Source organism: Pseudomonas sp. GQ91, assembly GCF_059758795.1.
Genome location: NZ_JCAXED010000002.1, coordinates 160,934 through 175,909, shown reverse-complemented (window position 1 = coordinate 175,909; position 14,976 = coordinate 160,934). Strand labels below are relative to the sequence as shown.

Below are 14,976 nucleotides of genomic sequence, written 5' to 3'. Positions count from 1 at the left end.
GACTCGCGCGCTCCGTGGCGCTGCGCTATGACACCAAGGTGTTTACAAGCGGAACTCGTGACCCAGGTAAACTTCCTTGACCAGATCGTTGGCCAGAATCGTCGCGGCGTCACCTTCGGCGATCAGTTGGCCATCATTCACGATATAAGCGGTTTCGCAGATATCGAGCGTCTCGCGTACGTTGTGGTCGGTGATCAATACACCGATTCCCTTGGCCTTGAGGTGATGGATGATCTGCTTGATATCGCCCACCGAGATCGGGTCGACACCGGCGAAGGGCTCGTCCAGCAGGATGAATTTCGGGGCGGTGGCCAAGGCGCGGGCGATTTCCACGCGGCGCCGCTCGCCACCGGAAAGGCTCATGCCGAGGTTGTCGCGAATGTGGTTGATGTGGAATTCCTGCAGCAGGCTTTCCAGCTCCTGGCGACGGCCGTCACGATCCAGTTCCTTGCGGGTTTCGAGGATCGCCATGATGTTGTCGGACACCGACAGTTTGCGGAAGATCGACGCTTCCTGGGGAAGATAGCCGATCCCGGCCCGGGCACGGCCGTGCATGGGCTGGTGGCTGACATCCAGGTCGTCGATCAGTACACGGCCCTGATCCGCCTGGACCAGGCCGACAATCATGTAGAAACAGGTGGTCTTGCCGGCACCGTTGGGGCCAAGCAGGCCGACGATCTGGCCGCTGTCGATGGACAGGCTGACGTCGCGCACGACCTGACGGCTTTTATAGGCCTTGGCCAGATGCTGGGCTTTCAGGGTTGCCATTACTCGGCCTTCTTCTTCGGCTGGATAACCATGTCGATGCGTGGACGTGGCGTGGTGACGTTGCTGCCGTTGGCGCGGCCGGCGTTGGCGACCTGCTTCACGGTGTCATAGGTGATCTTTTCACCTTCCGTGGAGTTGCCGTCGGTGCTGACCACCTTGGCCTGGTCAATCAGGACGATGCGGTTTTGCTGCGCATGGTACTGAATGGTCCGGCCATAGCCTTTCATCGGGCCTGGATCGGAGGCGGCTTGCTGCTGCTCGAAATACGCCAGGTTGCCCACCGAGGTCACCACGTCGATATCGCCCGCCGCGGTGCGGGTCAATGTCACCTTGCTGCCGGTGATCTTCATCGAGCCCTGGGTGATGACGACGTCACCGGTGTAGGTCGCGATGCCTCGCTTGTCATCCAGTTGCGCATCGTCAGCCGAGATGTGGATCGGCTGCTGGCTATCGTTCGGCAGAGCCCAGGCGCTCACGCTTCCCAGTGCTGCGCCCAGACCGAGCAAAATAGGGAGGGTTTTAACGAGCCTCATACTGTCCTCTTACGTTCGATAGCAGGTGTATCCTGCTTTCTTTCAAATACGCTTTCATTCCCTTGCCAGTCGATACACCGCCAGCGCCGTCGATTCTAACGTCTTGCTCGGTCTGCGCATATTGCTTCTGCGGGAATACGGTCATGCGACTGCTGGTGATCACGGTCTGGCGATTCTCGGCATCGGTGCGCGCGATACGCACCGAGTCGATCAACTCCACTTCGGTACCGTCCGGATTGACTTCGCCACGCTTGCTGGTGACGTGCCAAGGGTACTCGGTACCGCGATAAAGATTCAGGTCCGGATTGGTCAACAGTGTGATCTCCGAGGCCTTCAAGTGTTCGACCTTGTCCGAAGTCATCTCGTATTGCACCTTGCCATCGGGCAGGAACTGCACGCTGTAGGCGTTGGTGGCGTAATAGTCGATGGCGCCGCCGTCGACTTGCGCCACAGGCTGGTCGAGGAAGCGTTCCGGGCTGATATTCCAGTAGCCGACCGCCAGGAACAGTACGGCGATAGTCCCGAATATCAGGAAATTACGGATCTTTTTACTCAGCATAGATAGCTCTATAAGTAGGCGGCGTGGGCCGCTTCAAGGCTGCCCTGCGCGCGCAGGATCAACTCGCAGAACTCACGAGCGGCGCCTTCGCCGCCGCGGGCCTGGGTAATGCCGTGGGCATGCTCGCGCACGAACGCCGCGGCATTGGCCACCGCCATGCCCAAACCGACACGGCGGATCACTGGCAGGTCAGGCAAGTCATCGCCCAGATAAGCGACCTGCTCATAGCTTAGATTCAGTTGGCCAAGAAGCTCGTCCAGAACCACCAGTTTATCCTCGCGGCCTTGATAGAGGTGAGGAATCCCCAGGTTTTGTGCGCGACGTTCCACAACCGACGTCTTTCTGCCGCTGATGATGGCTGTTTGCACCCCCGAAGCCATCAACATCTTGATGCCCTGGCCGTCGAGCGTATTGAAGGTCTTGAATTCGCTGCCGTCTTCGAGAAAGTACAGGCGACCGTCGGTCAGTACGCCGTCGACATCGAAAATTGCCAGTTTGATGGCCTTGCCCCGTTGCAACAGGTCGGTGCTCATTTACATCACTCCTGCGCGCAGCAGATCGCCAAGGTTAAGGGCTCCGATCGGTCGATCATCGGTGTCGACCACCACCAGCGCGCTGATGCGGTGGTCTTCCATGATTTTCAAGGCTTCGGCCGCGAGCATTTCGGCGCGGGCGGTCTTGCCGTGAGGGGTCATCACATCGTCGATGGTCGCGGTGTGGATATCAATAGGGCGGTCAAGGGTACGCCGCAGGTCGCCGTCGGTGAAAATCCCGGCCAGGCGTCCATCGGCTTCCAGGATCGCCGTCATGCCCAGGCCCTTGCGGGTCATTTCCATCAGCGCATCCTTGAGCAGGGTGCCGCGCGGCACGCTGGGCAGTTCGGTGCCGGAGTGCATGACGTTTTCCACTTTCAGCAGCAGGCGACGACCCAGGGCGCCGCCCGGATGGGAAAAAGCGAAATCTTCGGCAGTGAAGCCGCGCGCATCCAGCAGCGCCACGGCCAGGGCGTCGCCCATGACCAGGGCGGCGGTGGTCGAGGAGGTTGGCGCCAGGTTCAGTGGACAGGCTTCATGGGCCACGTTGACATTCAGGTTGACCTCGGCGGCCTTGGCCAGCGTCGAGTCCGGATTGCCGGTCAGGCTGATCAACTTGATGCCCAGGCGCTTGATCAGGGGCAGCAGGGTGACGATTTCATTGGTGGTGCCGGAGTTCGACAGGGCCAGAATGATGTCGTCGCGGGTGATCATGCCCATGTCGCCATGGCTGGCCTCGGCCGGGTGCACGAAAAACGCAGTGGTTCCGGTGCTCGCCAACGTTGCGGCAATCTTGTTGCCAATGTGGCCGGATTTGCCCATGCCGACCACGACAACGCGGCCCTTGCTGGCCAGAATCATCTCGCAGGCGCGTACGAAATCTGCGTCGATGCGGGCCAGCAAGCCTTCTACGGCTTCAAGCTCGAGGCGGATGGTGCGCTGTGCGGATTGGATAAGATCGCTGGATTGGCTCATGTGTGAAATCGGATAGCCTGACGAAAAGTCGGCGATTATAGCGGTAATGATCAAAACCCTCACGCAAGTTCGTCAGGCTTCGTTCGCACGGGCTGCGGGATGCGTCGCAAATACGCTTTTTCACCTGTCCTGTTTCTGAACAAGCTCTGCTCCGGCCTTGGGCGCTTTATGTCAGCAGTGATATAGTTCGCCGCCAGTTCGGTCCGCGAAGCCCATGTGTCTAACTGTCGCAAGCAATTGTCTCAAGCATGGTGTCTGAGTGAGAGGCTGCATCCCAAGGAGTTTAGATGAGTGCCGATAACGCCTACGCGGTCGAGCTGAAGGGCCTGTCCTTCAAGCGCGGTACGCGCAGCATTTTCAATAATGTCGATATTCGCATTCCCCGTGGCAAGGTAACCGGCATCATGGGGCCTTCCGGCAGTGGCAAGACGACGTTGCTGCGCCTGATGGGCATGCAATTGCGTCCAAGCGCCGGTGAAGTGTGGGTCAATGGCCAGAATCTGCCGCAACTGTCGCGCAGTGATCTGTTCGATGCGCGCAAGCAGATGGGCGTGCTGTTCCAGAGCGGCGCCCTGTTCACCGACCTCGACGTCTTTGAAAACGTGGCGTTTCCGCTGCGGGTGCATACCCAGCTGCCTGATGAAATGATCCGCGATATCGTCTTGCTGAAGCTGCAAGCCGTCGGGCTGCGCGGTGCCATCGAGCTGATGCCGGACGAGCTTTCCGGTGGCATGAAGCGTCGTGTCGCGTTGGCGCGCGCGATTGCCCTCGATCCGCAGATCCTGATGTATGACGAGCCGTTCGTCGGCCAGGACCCGATCGCCATGGGGGTGCTGGTACGCCTGATCCGTTTGCTCAACGATGCGCTGGGCATCACCAGTATCGTGGTTTCCCACGACCTGGCGGAAACCGCGAGCATTGCCGACTACCTGTATGTTGTCGGCGATGGCCAGGTGCTGGGGCAGGGTACGCCTGAAGAACTGATGAACGCGGACAACCCGCGCATTCGTCAATTCATGACCGGCGATCCCGACGGCCCGGTGCCTTTTCATTTTCCGGCAGCGGACTACCGCTCAGATCTTCTGGGGAAGCGCTGATGCGCAAGACATCTTTAATCGAGAAGGTTCGCCTTTTCGGTCGTTCCGGTATCGACATTGTCGAAGTACTCGGGCGTTCGACGATTTTCCTGTTCCATGCCTTGCTGGGGCGCGGCGGTATCGGCGGTGGCTTTGGCTTGCTGATCAAGCAGCTGCATTCGGTGGGCGTGATGTCCCTGGTGATCATCGTGGTCTCCGGGGTGTTCATCGGCATGGTGCTGGCCTTGCAGGGGTTCAATATCCTTTCCAGCTACGGTTCGGAGCAGGCTGTCGGGCAGATGGTTGCCCTGACATTGCTGCGCGAACTCGGGCCGGTCGTGACGGCGTTGTTGTTCGCCGGTCGGGCCGGTTCTGCGCTGACCGCCGAGATTGGCAACATGAAAGCCACCGAGCAGTTGTCCAGCCTGGAAATGATCGGTGTGGACCCGCTCAAGTATATTGTTGCCCCGCGCCTGTGGGCCGGTTTCATTTCCCTGCCACTGCTGGCGATGATTTTCAGCGTGGTCGGGATCTGGGGTGGTTCCTGGGTGGCGGTGGACTGGTTGGGGGTCTACGAAGGCTCCTACTGGGCCAACATGCAGAACAGCGTGACCTTCAGCGGTGACGTGCTCAACGGCATCATCAAGAGCATTGTCTTCGCTTTTGTAGTGACCTGGATTGCCGTATTCCAAGGCTACGACTGTGAACCCACTTCAGAAGGGATCAGTCGCGCCACCACCAAGACCGTTGTGTACGCCTCGCTGGCGGTACTGGGCCTTGACTTCATTTTGACCGCCTTGATGTTTGGAGATTTCTGATGCAAAACCGCACTGTGGAAATCGGTGTCGGCCTTTTCTTGCTGGCTGGCATCCTGGCTTTACTGTTGCTCGCCCTGCGCGTTAGCGGCCTTTCGGCCAGCCCGACTACCGATACTTATAAACTTTACGCCTACTTTGACAATATCGCCGGTTTGACGGTCAGAGCTAAAGTGACCATGGCCGGTGTGACCATCGGCAAGGTCACGGCAATCGATCTGGACCGCGACAGCTTTACCGGCCGAGTGACTCTGCAACTGGACAAGAAGGTGGACAATCTGCCGACTGACTCCACTGCATCCATTCTCACGGCGGGTCTGCTGGGTGAAAAGTACATTGGTATCAGCGTGGGCGGCGAAGAGGGCTTGCTCAAGGATGGTTCGACCATTCATGACACACAGTCGTCGTTGGTGCTGGAAGACCTGATCGGTAAATTCCTGCTTAATACGGTTAGCAAAGACGCCAAATGAGGAGTTTGTTCATGATCTCTACCTTGCGACGTGGCCTGTTGGTGCTGCTGGCAGCCTTGCCCTTGATGGCTAACGCCGTGGCGGCGCCTTCGGCGCATGACATTATTGATAGAACCACCAAAGAGTTGCTGGCAGACCTTGCCGCCAACAAGGAAAAGTACAAGCAGAGCCCTGGCGAGTTCTACGACGCCCTCAACGGTATCGTGGGCCCGGTGGTCGACGCCGACGGCATTTCCCGCAGCATCATGACCGTCAAGTACTCGCGAAAGGCCACGCCTGAGCAAATGCAGCGTTTCCAGGAGAACTTCAAGCGCAGCCTGATGCAGTTCTACGGCAATGCCTTGCTGGAATATAACAACCAGGGCATCACGGTTTCCCCGGCCAAGGACGAGTCCGGCAACCGCACCAGCGTCGATATGCAGGTCAAGGGCAATAACGGTTCGGTTTATCCGGTTTCCTACACCCTTGAGAAGATCAACGGTGAGTGGAAAGTGCGCAACGTGATCATCAACGGCATCAATATCGGCAAGTTGTTCCGTGACCAGTTTTCTGACGCAATGCAGCGCAATGGCAACGACCTGGACAAAACCATCGATGGTTGGGCCGGTGAAGTCGCCAAGGCCAAGGAAGTGACCGAAGACGCCGCAGAGAAGCAGGCGCAATGACCGAGTCGGCTATTCGTCAAGGCGAGGCTGGCGAGTTGCTCCTGAGCGGCGTGCTGGATTACCGCAGCGGACCCGCCTTGCGCAAGCAGGGCCAGGCGCTGATCAACGCCAGTACCGCGTCGGCGCTGGTGCTGGATTGTTCGGCGGTGGCGAAATCCAGCAGCGTTGGCCTGTCGTTGCTGCTGTGTTTCATGCGAGATGCCGCGGCCGTCAACAAACCTGTCAGTATTCGTGCATTGCCCGATGACATGCGTGAAATCGCTCAGGTGAGTGGTTTGACCGAGTTGCTGGCCCATCCCTAGTACACATCAGTGCAAAAGCCCCCCGTCAGAGTCCTGCTATGCGGGGTTCGCAGGCGCGGGGCTTTTTTGTATGATGTGCGACCCGTGCGCACTGGGCGCCGATAGAGGTTGAGCATGCAGGCCCTAGAAGTTAAGAGCTTCCTTGAAGGAAAGCTGCCTAAAACGAACGTAGAAGTTGAAGGCGAAGGCTGCAACTTCCAGCTGAACGTGATTAGCGATGAACTGGCGGCGTTGAGCCCGGTCAAGCGTCAGCAGCAGATCTATGCCCATTTGAACCCATGGATCACCGATGGCAGCATCCATGCGGTCACTATGAAATTTTTCAGCCGCGCGGCCTGGGCCGAGCGCACCTGAGCCCCCAAGGCGTCGAGATTCTTATGGATAAATTGATTATTACCGGCGGTGCCCGCCTTGATGGCGAGATCCGCATTTCCGGGGCGAAGAACTCTGCCCTGCCGATCCTGGCGGCGACCCTGCTGTGCGATGGCCCGGTGACCGTGGCCAACCTGCCGCACCTGCACGACATCACCACCATGATCGAGCTGTTCGGACGCATGGGCATCGAACCGGTGATCGACGAGAAACTGGCGGTCGAAATCGACCCGCGTACCATCAAGACCCTGATCGCACCGTACGAACTGGTGAAAACCATGCGTGCTTCGATCCTGGTGCTGGGTCCGATGGTTGCCCGTTTCGGCGAAGCTGAAGTGGCATTGCCAGGCGGTTGCGCCATCGGTTCGCGTCCGGTGGACCTGCACATCCGTGGCTTGGAAGCCATGGGCGCAACCATCGACGTCGAAGGCGGCTACATCAAGGCCAAGGCGCCTGAAGGTGGGCTGCGTGGCGCCAACTTCTTCTTTGATACCGTCAGTGTGACCGGTACCGAGAACATCATGATGGCGGCTGCCCTGGCCAATGGCCGCAGCGTCCTGCAAAACGCCGCACGCGAGCCGGAGGTGGTCGATCTGGCCAACTTCCTGATCGCCATGGGCGCCAATATCACTGGCGCCGGCACCGACACCATCACCATCGACGGTGTAAAGCGCCTGCACTCTGCTGTCTACAAGGTGATGCCGGACCGTATCGAGACCGGTACCTACCTGGTCGCCGCTGCCGTGACCGGTGGTCGCGTCAAGGTCAAGGACACTGATCCGACGATCCTTGAAGCGGTCCTGGAAAAACTCAAGGAAGCCGGTGCACAAATCACCACCGGTGAAGACTGGATCGAGTTGAACATGCACGGCAAGCGGCCAAAGGCCGTGAACGTGCGTACCGCTCCGTATCCGGCGTTCCCGACCGACATGCAAGCGCAGTTCATCTCCCTGAACGCGATTGCCGAAGGCACCGGCGCGGTTATCGAGACCATCTTCGAAAACCGATTCATGCACGTGTACGAGCTGCACCGCATGGGCGCCAAGATCCAGGTCGAAGGCAACACTGCGATTGTCACCGGTACCGAGAAGCTCAAGGGCGCGCCCGTCATGGCCACCGACTTGCGTGCTTCGGCGAGCCTGGTGATTTCGGCGCTGGTGGCCGAAGGCGATACCCTGATCGATCGCATCTACCACATCGACCGTGGCTACGAATGCATCGAAGAGAAACTGCAGATGCTCGGCGCGAAAATCCGCCGCGTACCGGGCTAGTCCCCGGAACTGGCAGCACCGTCACTGTGGCGAGCGGGCTTGTCCCGCGTTGGACTGCGCAGCAGTCCTGTTTTTGGGGGCGCTACGCAACCCAAAGCGGGGCAAGCCCGCTCGCCACGGGTCGGGGTTTACGGTTAACTGAGCGGTATGCTGAATTTGTTTCAAATCGAGGCTGGAAGGGCCTCGATCTGTGTCTGGCGCCGATTGCGACCCGACAGCAATAGCCTGATGAAGGACTGACAACACCCATGTTGACTATCGCACTGTCCAAGGGCCGCATCCTTGACGACACGTTGCCGCTTCTGGCTGAAGCGGGCATCGTGCCGACCGAGAATCCGGACAAGAGCCGCAAACTGATCATCCCCACGACCCAGGACGATGTGCGTCTGCTGATCGTGCGTGCCACTGATGTGCCGACCTACGTTGAACATGGCGCCGCCGACCTCGGCGTCGCGGGGAAAGACGTGTTGATGGAATACGGTGGCCAGGGGCTGTACGAACCGCTGGATCTGCGCATTGCACTGTGCAAGTTGATGACTGCCGGGCGCGTCGGTGATGTCGAGCCCAAGGGCCGCCTGCGAGTGGCCACCAAGTTCGTCAATGTGGCCAAGCGTTACTACGCCGAGCAGGGGCGTCAGGTCGACATCATCAAGCTCTACGGTTCGATGGAGCTGGCGCCGTTGATCGGTCTGGCCGACAAGATCATCGACGTGGTGGACACCGGTAACACCCTGCGTGCCAACGGCCTGGAACCCCAGGAATTCATCGCCGACATCAGCTCGCGGCTGATCGTCAACAAAGCTTCGATGAAAATGCAACACGCCCGAATCCAGGCGTTGATCGACACCCTGCGCAAGGCAGTGGAGTCTCGACACCGCGGTTGACTCATTCGCGCGGCCTTAGTCGCGCCCGTCTATCCGCCTCATAGCCAGAATTCTCAGGTGCCCAAGCGGAGCGAACGGTAGTTCAGGGCGCCTGAGTTTTTGCCAATCCTATGAGGCCCTCGCTATGACCACGTCCACTGCAATTGCCCGACTCAACGCTGCCGACCCGGATTTCGCCCATCATCTGGATCATCTGCTGAGCTGGGAAAGCGTGTCCGACGACTCGGTCAACCAGCGGGTCCTCGATATCATCAAGGCCGTGCGCGAGCGCGGAGACGCGGCGCTGGTGGATTTCACCCGTCAGTTCGATGGCCTCGATGTCGCCTCCATGGCTGACTTGATCCTGCCGCGCGAGCGCCTGGAGCTGGCGTTGACGCGGATTACCGTGCCCCAGCGAGAAGCCCTGGAAGTGGCGGCTGCGCGGGTGCGCAGTTACCACGAAAAACAGAAACAGGACTCCTGGAGCTACACCGAGGCCGACGGCACGCTGCTCGGCCAGAAGGTCACGCCGCTGGACCGCGCTGGCTTGTACGTGCCGGGCGGCAAGGCCTCGTATCCGTCTTCGGTGCTGATGAACGCGATCCCGGCCAAAGTCGCGGGGGTGACCGAGGTGGTCATGGTGGTGCCGACGCCGCGCGGTGAAATCAATGAACTGGTGCTGGCCGCGGCCTGCATTGCCGGGGTTGATCGGGTCTTCACCATTGGTGGGGCCCAGGCGGTGGCAGCGCTGGCCTATGGCACCGAAAGCGTGCCGAAGGTCGATAAGGTCGTCGGCCCCGGCAACATCTACGTGGCCACCGCCAAGCGTCATGTGTTTGGCCAGGTCGGCATCGACATGATTGCCGGTCCGTCGGAGATCCTCGTGGTGTGCGACGGTCAGACCGATCCGGACTGGATCGCCATGGACCTGTTCTCCCAAGCCGAACACGATGAAGACGCCCAGGCCATCCTGGTCAGCCCCGACGCCGGGTTCCTCGACAAAGTGGCCGCGAGCATCGCCAAGCTGCTGCCGACCATGGAGCGTGCCGCGATCATCGAGAAGTCGATCAATGGCCGCGGTGCGCTGATCCTGGTGCGTGACATGGAGCAGGCGATTGAGGTGGCCAACCGCATCGCCCCGGAACACCTTGAGTTGTCGGTGGCTGATCCGCAGGCCTGGCTGCCGTTGATTCGCCATGCCGGCGCGATCTTCATGGGGCGCCACACCAGCGAAGCCTTGGGCGACTACTGTGCCGGTCCCAACCACGTGCTGCCGACTTCCGGCACCGCGCGCTTCTCGTCGCCGCTGGGGGTGTATGACTTCCAGAAGCGTTCGTCGATCATCTTCTGCTCGCCACAAGGTGCTTCGGAACTGGGCAAGACCGCTTCGGTGCTGGCCCGTGGTGAATCCCTGAGTGCGCACGCCCGCAGTGCCGAATACCGCATCCTTGACGACAAGAAAGGTAATTGAGATGAGCAGATTCTGGAGCCCCTTCGTCAAGGACCTGGTGCCTTACGTGCCCGGCGAACAGCCAAGGCTGACCAAGCTGGTCAAGCTCAACACCAATGAAAACCCCTACGGCCCTTCACCCAAGGCGCTGGCGGCGATGCAGGCCGAGTTGAACGACAACTTGCGCCTGTATCCGGATCCCAACAGCGACCTGCTGAAGCAGGCCGTGGCCAGGTTTTACTCGATCGACGCGGCCAAGGTGTTCCTTGGCAACGGTTCCGACGAAGTCCTGGCGCACATTTTTCACGCTTTGTTCCAGCACGATCTACCGCTGCTGTTCCCGGATATCAGCTACAGCTTCTACCCGGTGTACTGCGGCCTCTACGGCATCCAGTTCGATGCGGTGCCGCTGGACCCGCAGTTCCAGATCCGCGTCGCGGACTACGCCAAGCCCAACGGTGGGATCATCTTCCCCAACCCGAACGCACCCACCGGTTGCGTGCTGGCGCTGGAGGCGGTCGAACAGATACTCAAGGCCAGCCCGGATTCGGTGGTGGTGGTCGATGAAGCCTATATCGACTTCGGTGGCGAAACCGCGATCAGCCTGGTGGATCGTTACCCGAACCTGCTGGTGACGCAGACGCTCTCCAAATCGCGCTCCCTGGCTGGTTTGCGCGTGGGGCTGGCGGTGGGTCATCCGGACCTGATCGAGGCGCTGGAGCGGGTCAAGAACAGCTTCAACTCCTATCCGCTGGACCGCCTGGCGATAGCGGGCGCGGCGGCGGCGTTCGACGACCGTGCGTACTTCGAGCAGACCTGCAAGCGGGTCATCGAGAGTCGTGAGAAAGTCACTGCGCAGTTGCAAGACAAAGGTTTTGAGGTCTTGCCGTCAGCCGCTAACTTCATCTTTGCCCGTCACCCACGGCACGATGCGGCCGGGCTGGCGGCGAAGTTGCGCGAGCAAGGAGTGATTGTGCGGCACTTCAAACAGGAGCGGATTGCCCAGTTCCTGCGGATCAGCATCGGTACGCCGGAGCAGAACCAGGCGCTGATCGATGGCTTAGGTCAGTTATAACCGAGCTACTGTAGGAGCGAGCTTGCTCGCGAAGAACGTTAACGATGACGCGTTTAGTCGGGATAAACGCGGCGCCCTCAAGTTCTTCGCGAGCAAGCTCGCTCCTACAAGGGATGTTGCTCGTCAGAGCAAGGGCTCATCCGGCTTTTTGTGTTTCCAGCCATCATTGCCCGGCAGCAGCAGATTCAAGCCAATCGCCACCACCGCGCACAGCGCGATGCCTTTCAGGCCGAAGTCGTCCGGACCGGTCCCGGTGCCGATCAGCACACCGCCAATCCCGAACACCAGGGTCACCGAGACAATCACCAGATTGCGCGCTTCTCCCAGGTCGATCTTGTGGCGAATCAGCGTGTTCATCCCCACCGCGGCAATCGAGCCGAACAGCAGGCACAGGATCCCGCCCATCACCGGCACCGGGATGCTTTGCAGCAGTGCGCCGAACTTGCCGATAAACGCCAGGCCGATCGCAAACACGGCGGCCCAGGTCATGATCTTCGGGTTGTAGCTTTTGGTCAGCATCACCGCGCCAGTGACTTCGGCGTAGGTGGTATTGGGCGGACCGCCGAACATGCCTGCGGCGGTCGTGGCGATCCCGTCACCCAGCAACGTGCGATGCAGGCCGGGCTTTTTCAGGTAATCGCGACCGGTCACGCTGCCGACGGCAATCACCCCGCCGATATGCTCGATGGCCGGCGCCAGGGCTACCGGGACGATAAACAGAATCGCCTGCCAGTTGAATTCCGGTGCGGTGAAGTGGGGCAGGGCCAACCACGGCGCAGCCGCGATTTTCGCCGTGTCCACCACGCCGAAGTAGAACGCCATGGCAAATCCCACCAGCACCCCGGCAATGATCGGCACGAGACGGAAGATGCCTTTGCCGAACACGGCGACGATCAGCGTGGTCAGCAGCGCCGGCATCGAGATCATCATCGCGGTCTGGTAATGAATCAGCTCTGCGCCATCCCCGGACTTGCCCATCGCCATGTTCGCGGCGATCGGTGCCATGGCCAGGCCGATCGAGATAATCACTGGCCCGATCACCACGGGCGGCAGCAGACGGTCGATGAATCCGGTGCCTTTGATCTTCACCGCCAGGCCGAGGAAGGTGTAGACGAAACCTGCCGCCATCACACCGCCCATGGTTGCCGCGAGGCCGAACTGGCCCTTGGCAAGAATGATCGGTGTGATAAAGGCAAAACTCGACGCCAGGAACACCGGCACTTGTCGGCCGGTCACGATCTGGAACAGTAACGTGCCCAGGCCCGCGGTAAACAGTGCGACGTTTGGATCAAGACCGGTGATCAGCGGCATCAACACCAGCGCGCCAAATGCCACGAAGAGCATTTGTGCGCCAGACAGAACCTGGCGCCAAAGCGGGTCGTTGAATTCATCCTGCATGCTTACGCGTCCTTCTGCTTGGTGCCGAAGATCTTGTCACCGGCATCGCCCAGGCCCGGGATGATGTAGCCATGTTCGTTGAGGCGCTCATCGATGGACGCGGTGTAAATCTGCACGTCCGGATGAGCCTGCTCGACGGCGGCGATGCCTTCGGGGGCGGCGACCAGCACCATGGCGCGGATGTCCTTGCAGCCGGCTTTCTTCAGCAGGTCGATGGTTGCAACCATGGAACTGCCGGTGGCGAGCATCGGGTCGATGATCATGGCCAGGCGCTCGTCGATTTCCGGGACCAGCTTTTCCAGGTAGGTGTGGGCCTGCAGCGTCTCTTCGTTGCGGGCTACGCCCACGGCACTGACCTTGGCGCCCGGGATCAGGCTCAGTACGCCTTCAAGCATGCCGATACCGGCGCGCAGGATCGGCACCACGGTAATTTTCTTGCCAGCGATCTTTTCCACCTGGACGGGACCGGCCCAACCGGGGATCTCGTAGTTTTCCAGGGGCAAATCTTTAGTGGCTTCGTATGTCAGCAACGCTCCGACTTCCTGAGCAAGCTCACGGAAGTTCTTCGTGCTAATGTCGGCGCGGCGCATAAGGCCGAGCTTGTGTCGGATCAGCGGGTGGCGGATCTCGCGAGTGGGCATGGGAAAGGCTCCGGCGGCGGGCAAAAAAACCGGCCTAGATTAATCTATCTCGGGGTGTTGTCCTATAGACATCAAGTACGTTAGTCCATAAAGGCTTGAACGTTGCGTCCCAGAAGCGTACCTTCGCCCGCTTTTCTTGCCACAGTACCCCTGGAGAGCGCCATGTCCGCTGATCTCGAGCATATCCGTCAAATCATGCACGAGGCTGACTGCCTGTACACCGAAGCGCAAGTCGAAGAGGCGATCGCCAAGGTGGGCGCGCACATCACCCGCGAAATGGCCGACACCAATCCGGTGGTGTTCTGTGTGATGAATGGCGGTCTGATTTTTGCCGGCAAATTGCTGACGTATTTGCAGTTCCCACTGGAGGCCTCGTATTTGCACGCCACCCGCTATCGCAATGAGACCAGTGGCGGCGATCTGTTCTGGAAGGCCAAGCCGGAAGTGTCGTTCATCGACCGCGATGTGTTGATCATCGACGACATCCTGGATGAAGGACACACCCTGGGCGCGATCATCGACTTCTGCAAACACGCTGGCGCGCGCAAGGTCCACACTGCGGTGCTGATCGACAAAGACCACGACCGCAAGGCCCGCCCGGAGTTGAAAGCCGATTTCGTCGGCCTGCCGTGCATTGACCGTTATATCTTCGGTTATGGCATGGACTATAAAGGCTACTGGCGCAACGCCAATGGTATTTTCGCGGTTAAAGGAATGTAATGAATGGCCAGCTTTCTTGATCAATCGCTGTTTGCCGAGTTGGCCGAGAAAGCCGCAACCAGCCCCCGTGGCCGGCACCATCACAACTTCCATCAAATGGACGAGCCGTGCCACCGGATGGCCGTGGGGCTGCAACCCGCGACCTATGTGCCGCCCCATCGGCACCTGAGCGCAGACAAGGCAGAAACCTTGCTGGTGCTCAAGGGACGCCTGGGTTTGCTGATCTTCAGCGAGACCGGCGAGGTGCTCGCCAAGCGCGTGATGCAAGCGGGCGGGGAGTGCCAGGGTGTCGATCTGCCGCCCGGCGTATTTCATGGCCTGGTGGTGCTGGAGCCCGATACCGTGATGTTTGAATGCAAGGCCGGGCCGTATCGTCCGGTGGGTGAGGGCGAACTGGCCAGTTGGGCGCCGCGTGAAGGTGATGCCGGAGTGGCCGAGTATCAACGCTGGATGCTTGCCCAGTTCGTTTGAACCACCTGTTTCCTCGCCT

Annotated in this window: 19 protein-coding genes; 12 read left to right on the top strand and 7 right to left on the bottom strand. The window is 59.9% G+C overall.

The annotated features are described in order from the left end of the window. Positions 1 to 42: 42 nt before the first annotated feature. The 5 genes from lptB to AC6CIA_RS02945 are packed head-to-tail and all read right to left on the bottom strand — an operon-like array spanning position 43 to position 3,368. The gene (gene lptB / locus AC6CIA_RS02965) at positions 43 to 768 is read right to left on the bottom strand and encodes an LPS export ABC transporter ATP-binding protein (RefSeq protein ID WP_084376299.1); all 726 of its coding nucleotides are present in this window, start codon (positions 766 to 768) and stop codon (positions 43 to 45) included. Further along, on the bottom strand, positions 768 to 1,301 hold the full coding sequence (lptA, locus tag AC6CIA_RS02960) for a lipopolysaccharide transport periplasmic protein LptA (RefSeq protein WP_339528911.1): 534 nt from the start codon (positions 1,299 to 1,301) through the stop codon (positions 768 to 770). Before lptA ends, lptB begins: the two co-directional genes overlap by 1 nt. After that, on the bottom strand, positions 1,288 to 1,860 hold the full coding sequence (lptC, locus tag AC6CIA_RS02955) for an LPS export ABC transporter periplasmic protein LptC (protein ID WP_498310552.1): 573 nt from the start codon (positions 1,858 to 1,860) through the stop codon (positions 1,288 to 1,290). Before lptC ends, lptA begins: the two co-directional genes overlap by 14 nt. Positions 1,861 to 1,868: 8 nt before the next feature. Further along, positions 1,869 to 2,393 (bottom strand): KdsC family phosphatase, encoded by a 525-nt coding sequence (locus AC6CIA_RS02950; protein WP_498310550.1) that lies wholly within the window; start codon positions 2,391 to 2,393, stop codon positions 1,869 to 1,871. After that, the gene (locus AC6CIA_RS02945) at positions 2,394 to 3,368 is read right to left on the bottom strand and encodes a KpsF/GutQ family sugar-phosphate isomerase (protein ID WP_498310549.1); all 975 of its coding nucleotides are present in this window, start codon (positions 3,366 to 3,368) and stop codon (positions 2,394 to 2,396) included. Between the two features lie 287 nt (positions 3,369 to 3,655). Between AC6CIA_RS02945 and AC6CIA_RS02940 the strand changes: the two genes are divergently transcribed. From AC6CIA_RS02940 to hisC, 10 genes are all read left to right on the top strand, one after another. Beyond that, positions 3,656 to 4,465 carry an ATP-binding cassette domain-containing protein gene (locus AC6CIA_RS02940; RefSeq protein ID WP_339528907.1) on the top strand — a complete coding sequence of 270 codons (810 nt, stop codon included), beginning with the start codon at positions 3,656 to 3,658 and terminating at the stop codon, positions 4,463 to 4,465. After that, positions 4,465 to 5,262, top strand: coding sequence for a lipid asymmetry maintenance ABC transporter permease subunit MlaE (gene mlaE / locus AC6CIA_RS02935; RefSeq protein ID WP_339528906.1), 798 nt, complete (start codon positions 4,465 to 4,467; stop codon positions 5,260 to 5,262). Before AC6CIA_RS02940 ends, mlaE begins: the two co-directional genes overlap by 1 nt. Then, the gene (gene mlaD / locus AC6CIA_RS02930) at positions 5,262 to 5,729 is read left to right on the top strand and encodes an outer membrane lipid asymmetry maintenance protein MlaD (protein WP_498310548.1); all 468 of its coding nucleotides are present in this window, start codon (positions 5,262 to 5,264) and stop codon (positions 5,727 to 5,729) included. Before mlaE ends, mlaD begins: the two co-directional genes overlap by 1 nt. A gap of 11 nt (positions 5,730 to 5,740) precedes the next feature. Then, positions 5,741 to 6,394, top strand: coding sequence for an MlaC/ttg2D family ABC transporter substrate-binding protein (locus AC6CIA_RS02925; protein WP_498310547.1), 654 nt, complete (start codon positions 5,741 to 5,743; stop codon positions 6,392 to 6,394). Continuing rightward, on the top strand, positions 6,391 to 6,696 hold the full coding sequence (locus AC6CIA_RS02920) for an STAS domain-containing protein (protein WP_498310546.1): 306 nt from the start codon (positions 6,391 to 6,393) through the stop codon (positions 6,694 to 6,696). The genes AC6CIA_RS02925 and AC6CIA_RS02920 overlap by 4 nt, the downstream gene beginning before the upstream one ends. Before the next feature lie 114 nt (positions 6,697 to 6,810). Continuing rightward, positions 6,811 to 7,050 carry a BolA family protein gene (locus AC6CIA_RS02915; RefSeq protein WP_339528902.1) on the top strand — a complete coding sequence of 80 codons (240 nt, stop codon included), beginning with the start codon at positions 6,811 to 6,813 and terminating at the stop codon, positions 7,048 to 7,050. Positions 7,051 to 7,073: 23 nt separating this feature from the next. Continuing rightward, positions 7,074 to 8,339, top strand: a complete 1,266-nt coding sequence (gene murA, locus AC6CIA_RS02910; protein WP_498310545.1) for a UDP-N-acetylglucosamine 1-carboxyvinyltransferase — start codon at positions 7,074 to 7,076, stop codon at positions 8,337 to 8,339. 248 nt (positions 8,340 to 8,587) lie between these two features. After that, positions 8,588 to 9,223, top strand: a complete 636-nt coding sequence (gene hisG / locus AC6CIA_RS02905) for an ATP phosphoribosyltransferase (RefSeq protein ID WP_010213102.1) — start codon at positions 8,588 to 8,590, stop codon at positions 9,221 to 9,223. A 124-nt stretch (positions 9,224 to 9,347) separates the two neighbouring features. Further along, positions 9,348 to 10,673 carry a histidinol dehydrogenase gene (gene hisD, locus AC6CIA_RS02900; RefSeq protein WP_498310543.1) on the top strand — a complete coding sequence of 442 codons (1,326 nt, stop codon included), beginning with the start codon at positions 9,348 to 9,350 and terminating at the stop codon, positions 10,671 to 10,673. Between the two features lies 1 nt (position 10,674). Next, positions 10,675 to 11,727: a histidinol-phosphate transaminase gene (gene hisC, locus AC6CIA_RS02895; protein ID WP_498310542.1), complete on the top strand. Its 1,053-nt coding sequence runs from the start codon at positions 10,675 to 10,677 to the stop codon at positions 11,725 to 11,727. Positions 11,728 to 11,850: 123 nt separating this feature from the next. On the opposite strand, the gene AC6CIA_RS02890 is transcribed toward hisC, so the two are convergent. Both AC6CIA_RS02890 and upp read right to left on the bottom strand, forming a co-directional pair. Beyond that, positions 11,851 to 13,125 (bottom strand): uracil-xanthine permease family protein, encoded by a 1,275-nt coding sequence (locus AC6CIA_RS02890; RefSeq protein ID WP_498310541.1) that lies wholly within the window; start codon positions 13,123 to 13,125, stop codon positions 11,851 to 11,853. 2 nt (positions 13,126 to 13,127) lie between these two features. Then, positions 13,128 to 13,766, bottom strand: a complete 639-nt coding sequence (upp, locus tag AC6CIA_RS02885) for a uracil phosphoribosyltransferase (RefSeq protein ID WP_339528897.1) — start codon at positions 13,764 to 13,766, stop codon at positions 13,128 to 13,130. A 162-nt stretch (positions 13,767 to 13,928) separates the two neighbouring features. Here upp and AC6CIA_RS02880 point away from each other — a divergent pair, with 162 nt between their 5' ends. Together AC6CIA_RS02880 and AC6CIA_RS02875 are read left to right on the top strand one after the other, a co-directional pair. After that, positions 13,929 to 14,486, top strand: coding sequence for a hypoxanthine-guanine phosphoribosyltransferase (locus AC6CIA_RS02880; protein ID WP_339528896.1), 558 nt, complete (start codon positions 13,929 to 13,931; stop codon positions 14,484 to 14,486). 3 nt (positions 14,487 to 14,489) lie between these two features. Further along, entirely contained in the window at positions 14,490 to 14,957 is a 468-nt protein-coding gene (locus AC6CIA_RS02875; RefSeq protein WP_498310540.1) for a WbuC family cupin fold metalloprotein, read from the top strand. Positions 14,958 to 14,976: the final 19 nt, after the last annotated feature.

Bases quoted from the DNA above. Each gene is read 5' to 3' on its own strand.
- AC6CIA_RS02950 (WP_498310550.1), bottom strand. From the start codon at position 2,393: ATGAGCACCGACCTGTTGCAACGGGGCAAGGCCATCAAACTGGCAATT.
- AC6CIA_RS02925 (WP_498310547.1), top strand. From the start codon at position 5,741: ATGATCTCTACCTTGCGACGTGGCCTGTTGGTGCTGCTGGCAGCCTTG.
- hisD (WP_498310543.1), top strand. From the start codon at position 9,348: ATGACCACGTCCACTGCAATTGCCCGACTCAACGCTGCCGACCCGGAT.
- AC6CIA_RS02890 (WP_498310541.1), bottom strand. From the start codon at position 13,125: ATGCAGGATGAATTCAACGACCCGCTTTGGCGCCAGGTTCTGTCTGGC.
- AC6CIA_RS02875 (WP_498310540.1), top strand. From the start codon at position 14,490: ATGGCCAGCTTTCTTGATCAATCGCTGTTTGCCGAGTTGGCCGAGAAA.
- AC6CIA_RS02940 (WP_339528907.1), top strand. From the start codon at position 3,656: ATGAGTGCCGATAACGCCTACGCGGTCGAGCTGAAGGGCCTGTCCTTC.
- mlaE (WP_339528906.1), top strand. From the start codon at position 4,465: ATGCGCAAGACATCTTTAATCGAGAAGGTTCGCCTTTTCGGTCGTTCC.
- upp (WP_339528897.1), bottom strand. From the start codon at position 13,766: ATGCCCACTCGCGAGATCCGCCACCCGCTGATCCGACACAAGCTCGGC.
- murA (WP_498310545.1), top strand. From the start codon at position 7,074: ATGGATAAATTGATTATTACCGGCGGTGCCCGCCTTGATGGCGAGATC.
- hisG (WP_010213102.1), top strand. From the start codon at position 8,588: ATGTTGACTATCGCACTGTCCAAGGGCCGCATCCTTGACGACACGTTG.
- lptB (WP_084376299.1), bottom strand. From the start codon at position 768: ATGGCAACCCTGAAAGCCCAGCATCTGGCCAAGGCCTATAAAAGCCGT.
- AC6CIA_RS02880 (WP_339528896.1), top strand. From the start codon at position 13,929: ATGTCCGCTGATCTCGAGCATATCCGTCAAATCATGCACGAGGCTGAC.
- mlaD (WP_498310548.1), top strand. From the start codon at position 5,262: ATGCAAAACCGCACTGTGGAAATCGGTGTCGGCCTTTTCTTGCTGGCT.
- lptC (WP_498310552.1), bottom strand. From the start codon at position 1,860: ATGCTGAGTAAAAAGATCCGTAATTTCCTGATATTCGGGACTATCGCC.
- AC6CIA_RS02915 (WP_339528902.1), top strand. From the start codon at position 6,811: ATGCAGGCCCTAGAAGTTAAGAGCTTCCTTGAAGGAAAGCTGCCTAAA.
- lptA (WP_339528911.1), bottom strand. From the start codon at position 1,301: ATGAGGCTCGTTAAAACCCTCCCTATTTTGCTCGGTCTGGGCGCAGCA.
- AC6CIA_RS02920 (WP_498310546.1), top strand. From the start codon at position 6,391: ATGACCGAGTCGGCTATTCGTCAAGGCGAGGCTGGCGAGTTGCTCCTG.
- AC6CIA_RS02945 (WP_498310549.1), bottom strand. From the start codon at position 3,368: ATGAGCCAATCCAGCGATCTTATCCAATCCGCACAGCGCACCATCCGC.
- hisC (WP_498310542.1), top strand. From the start codon at position 10,675: ATGAGCAGATTCTGGAGCCCCTTCGTCAAGGACCTGGTGCCTTACGTG.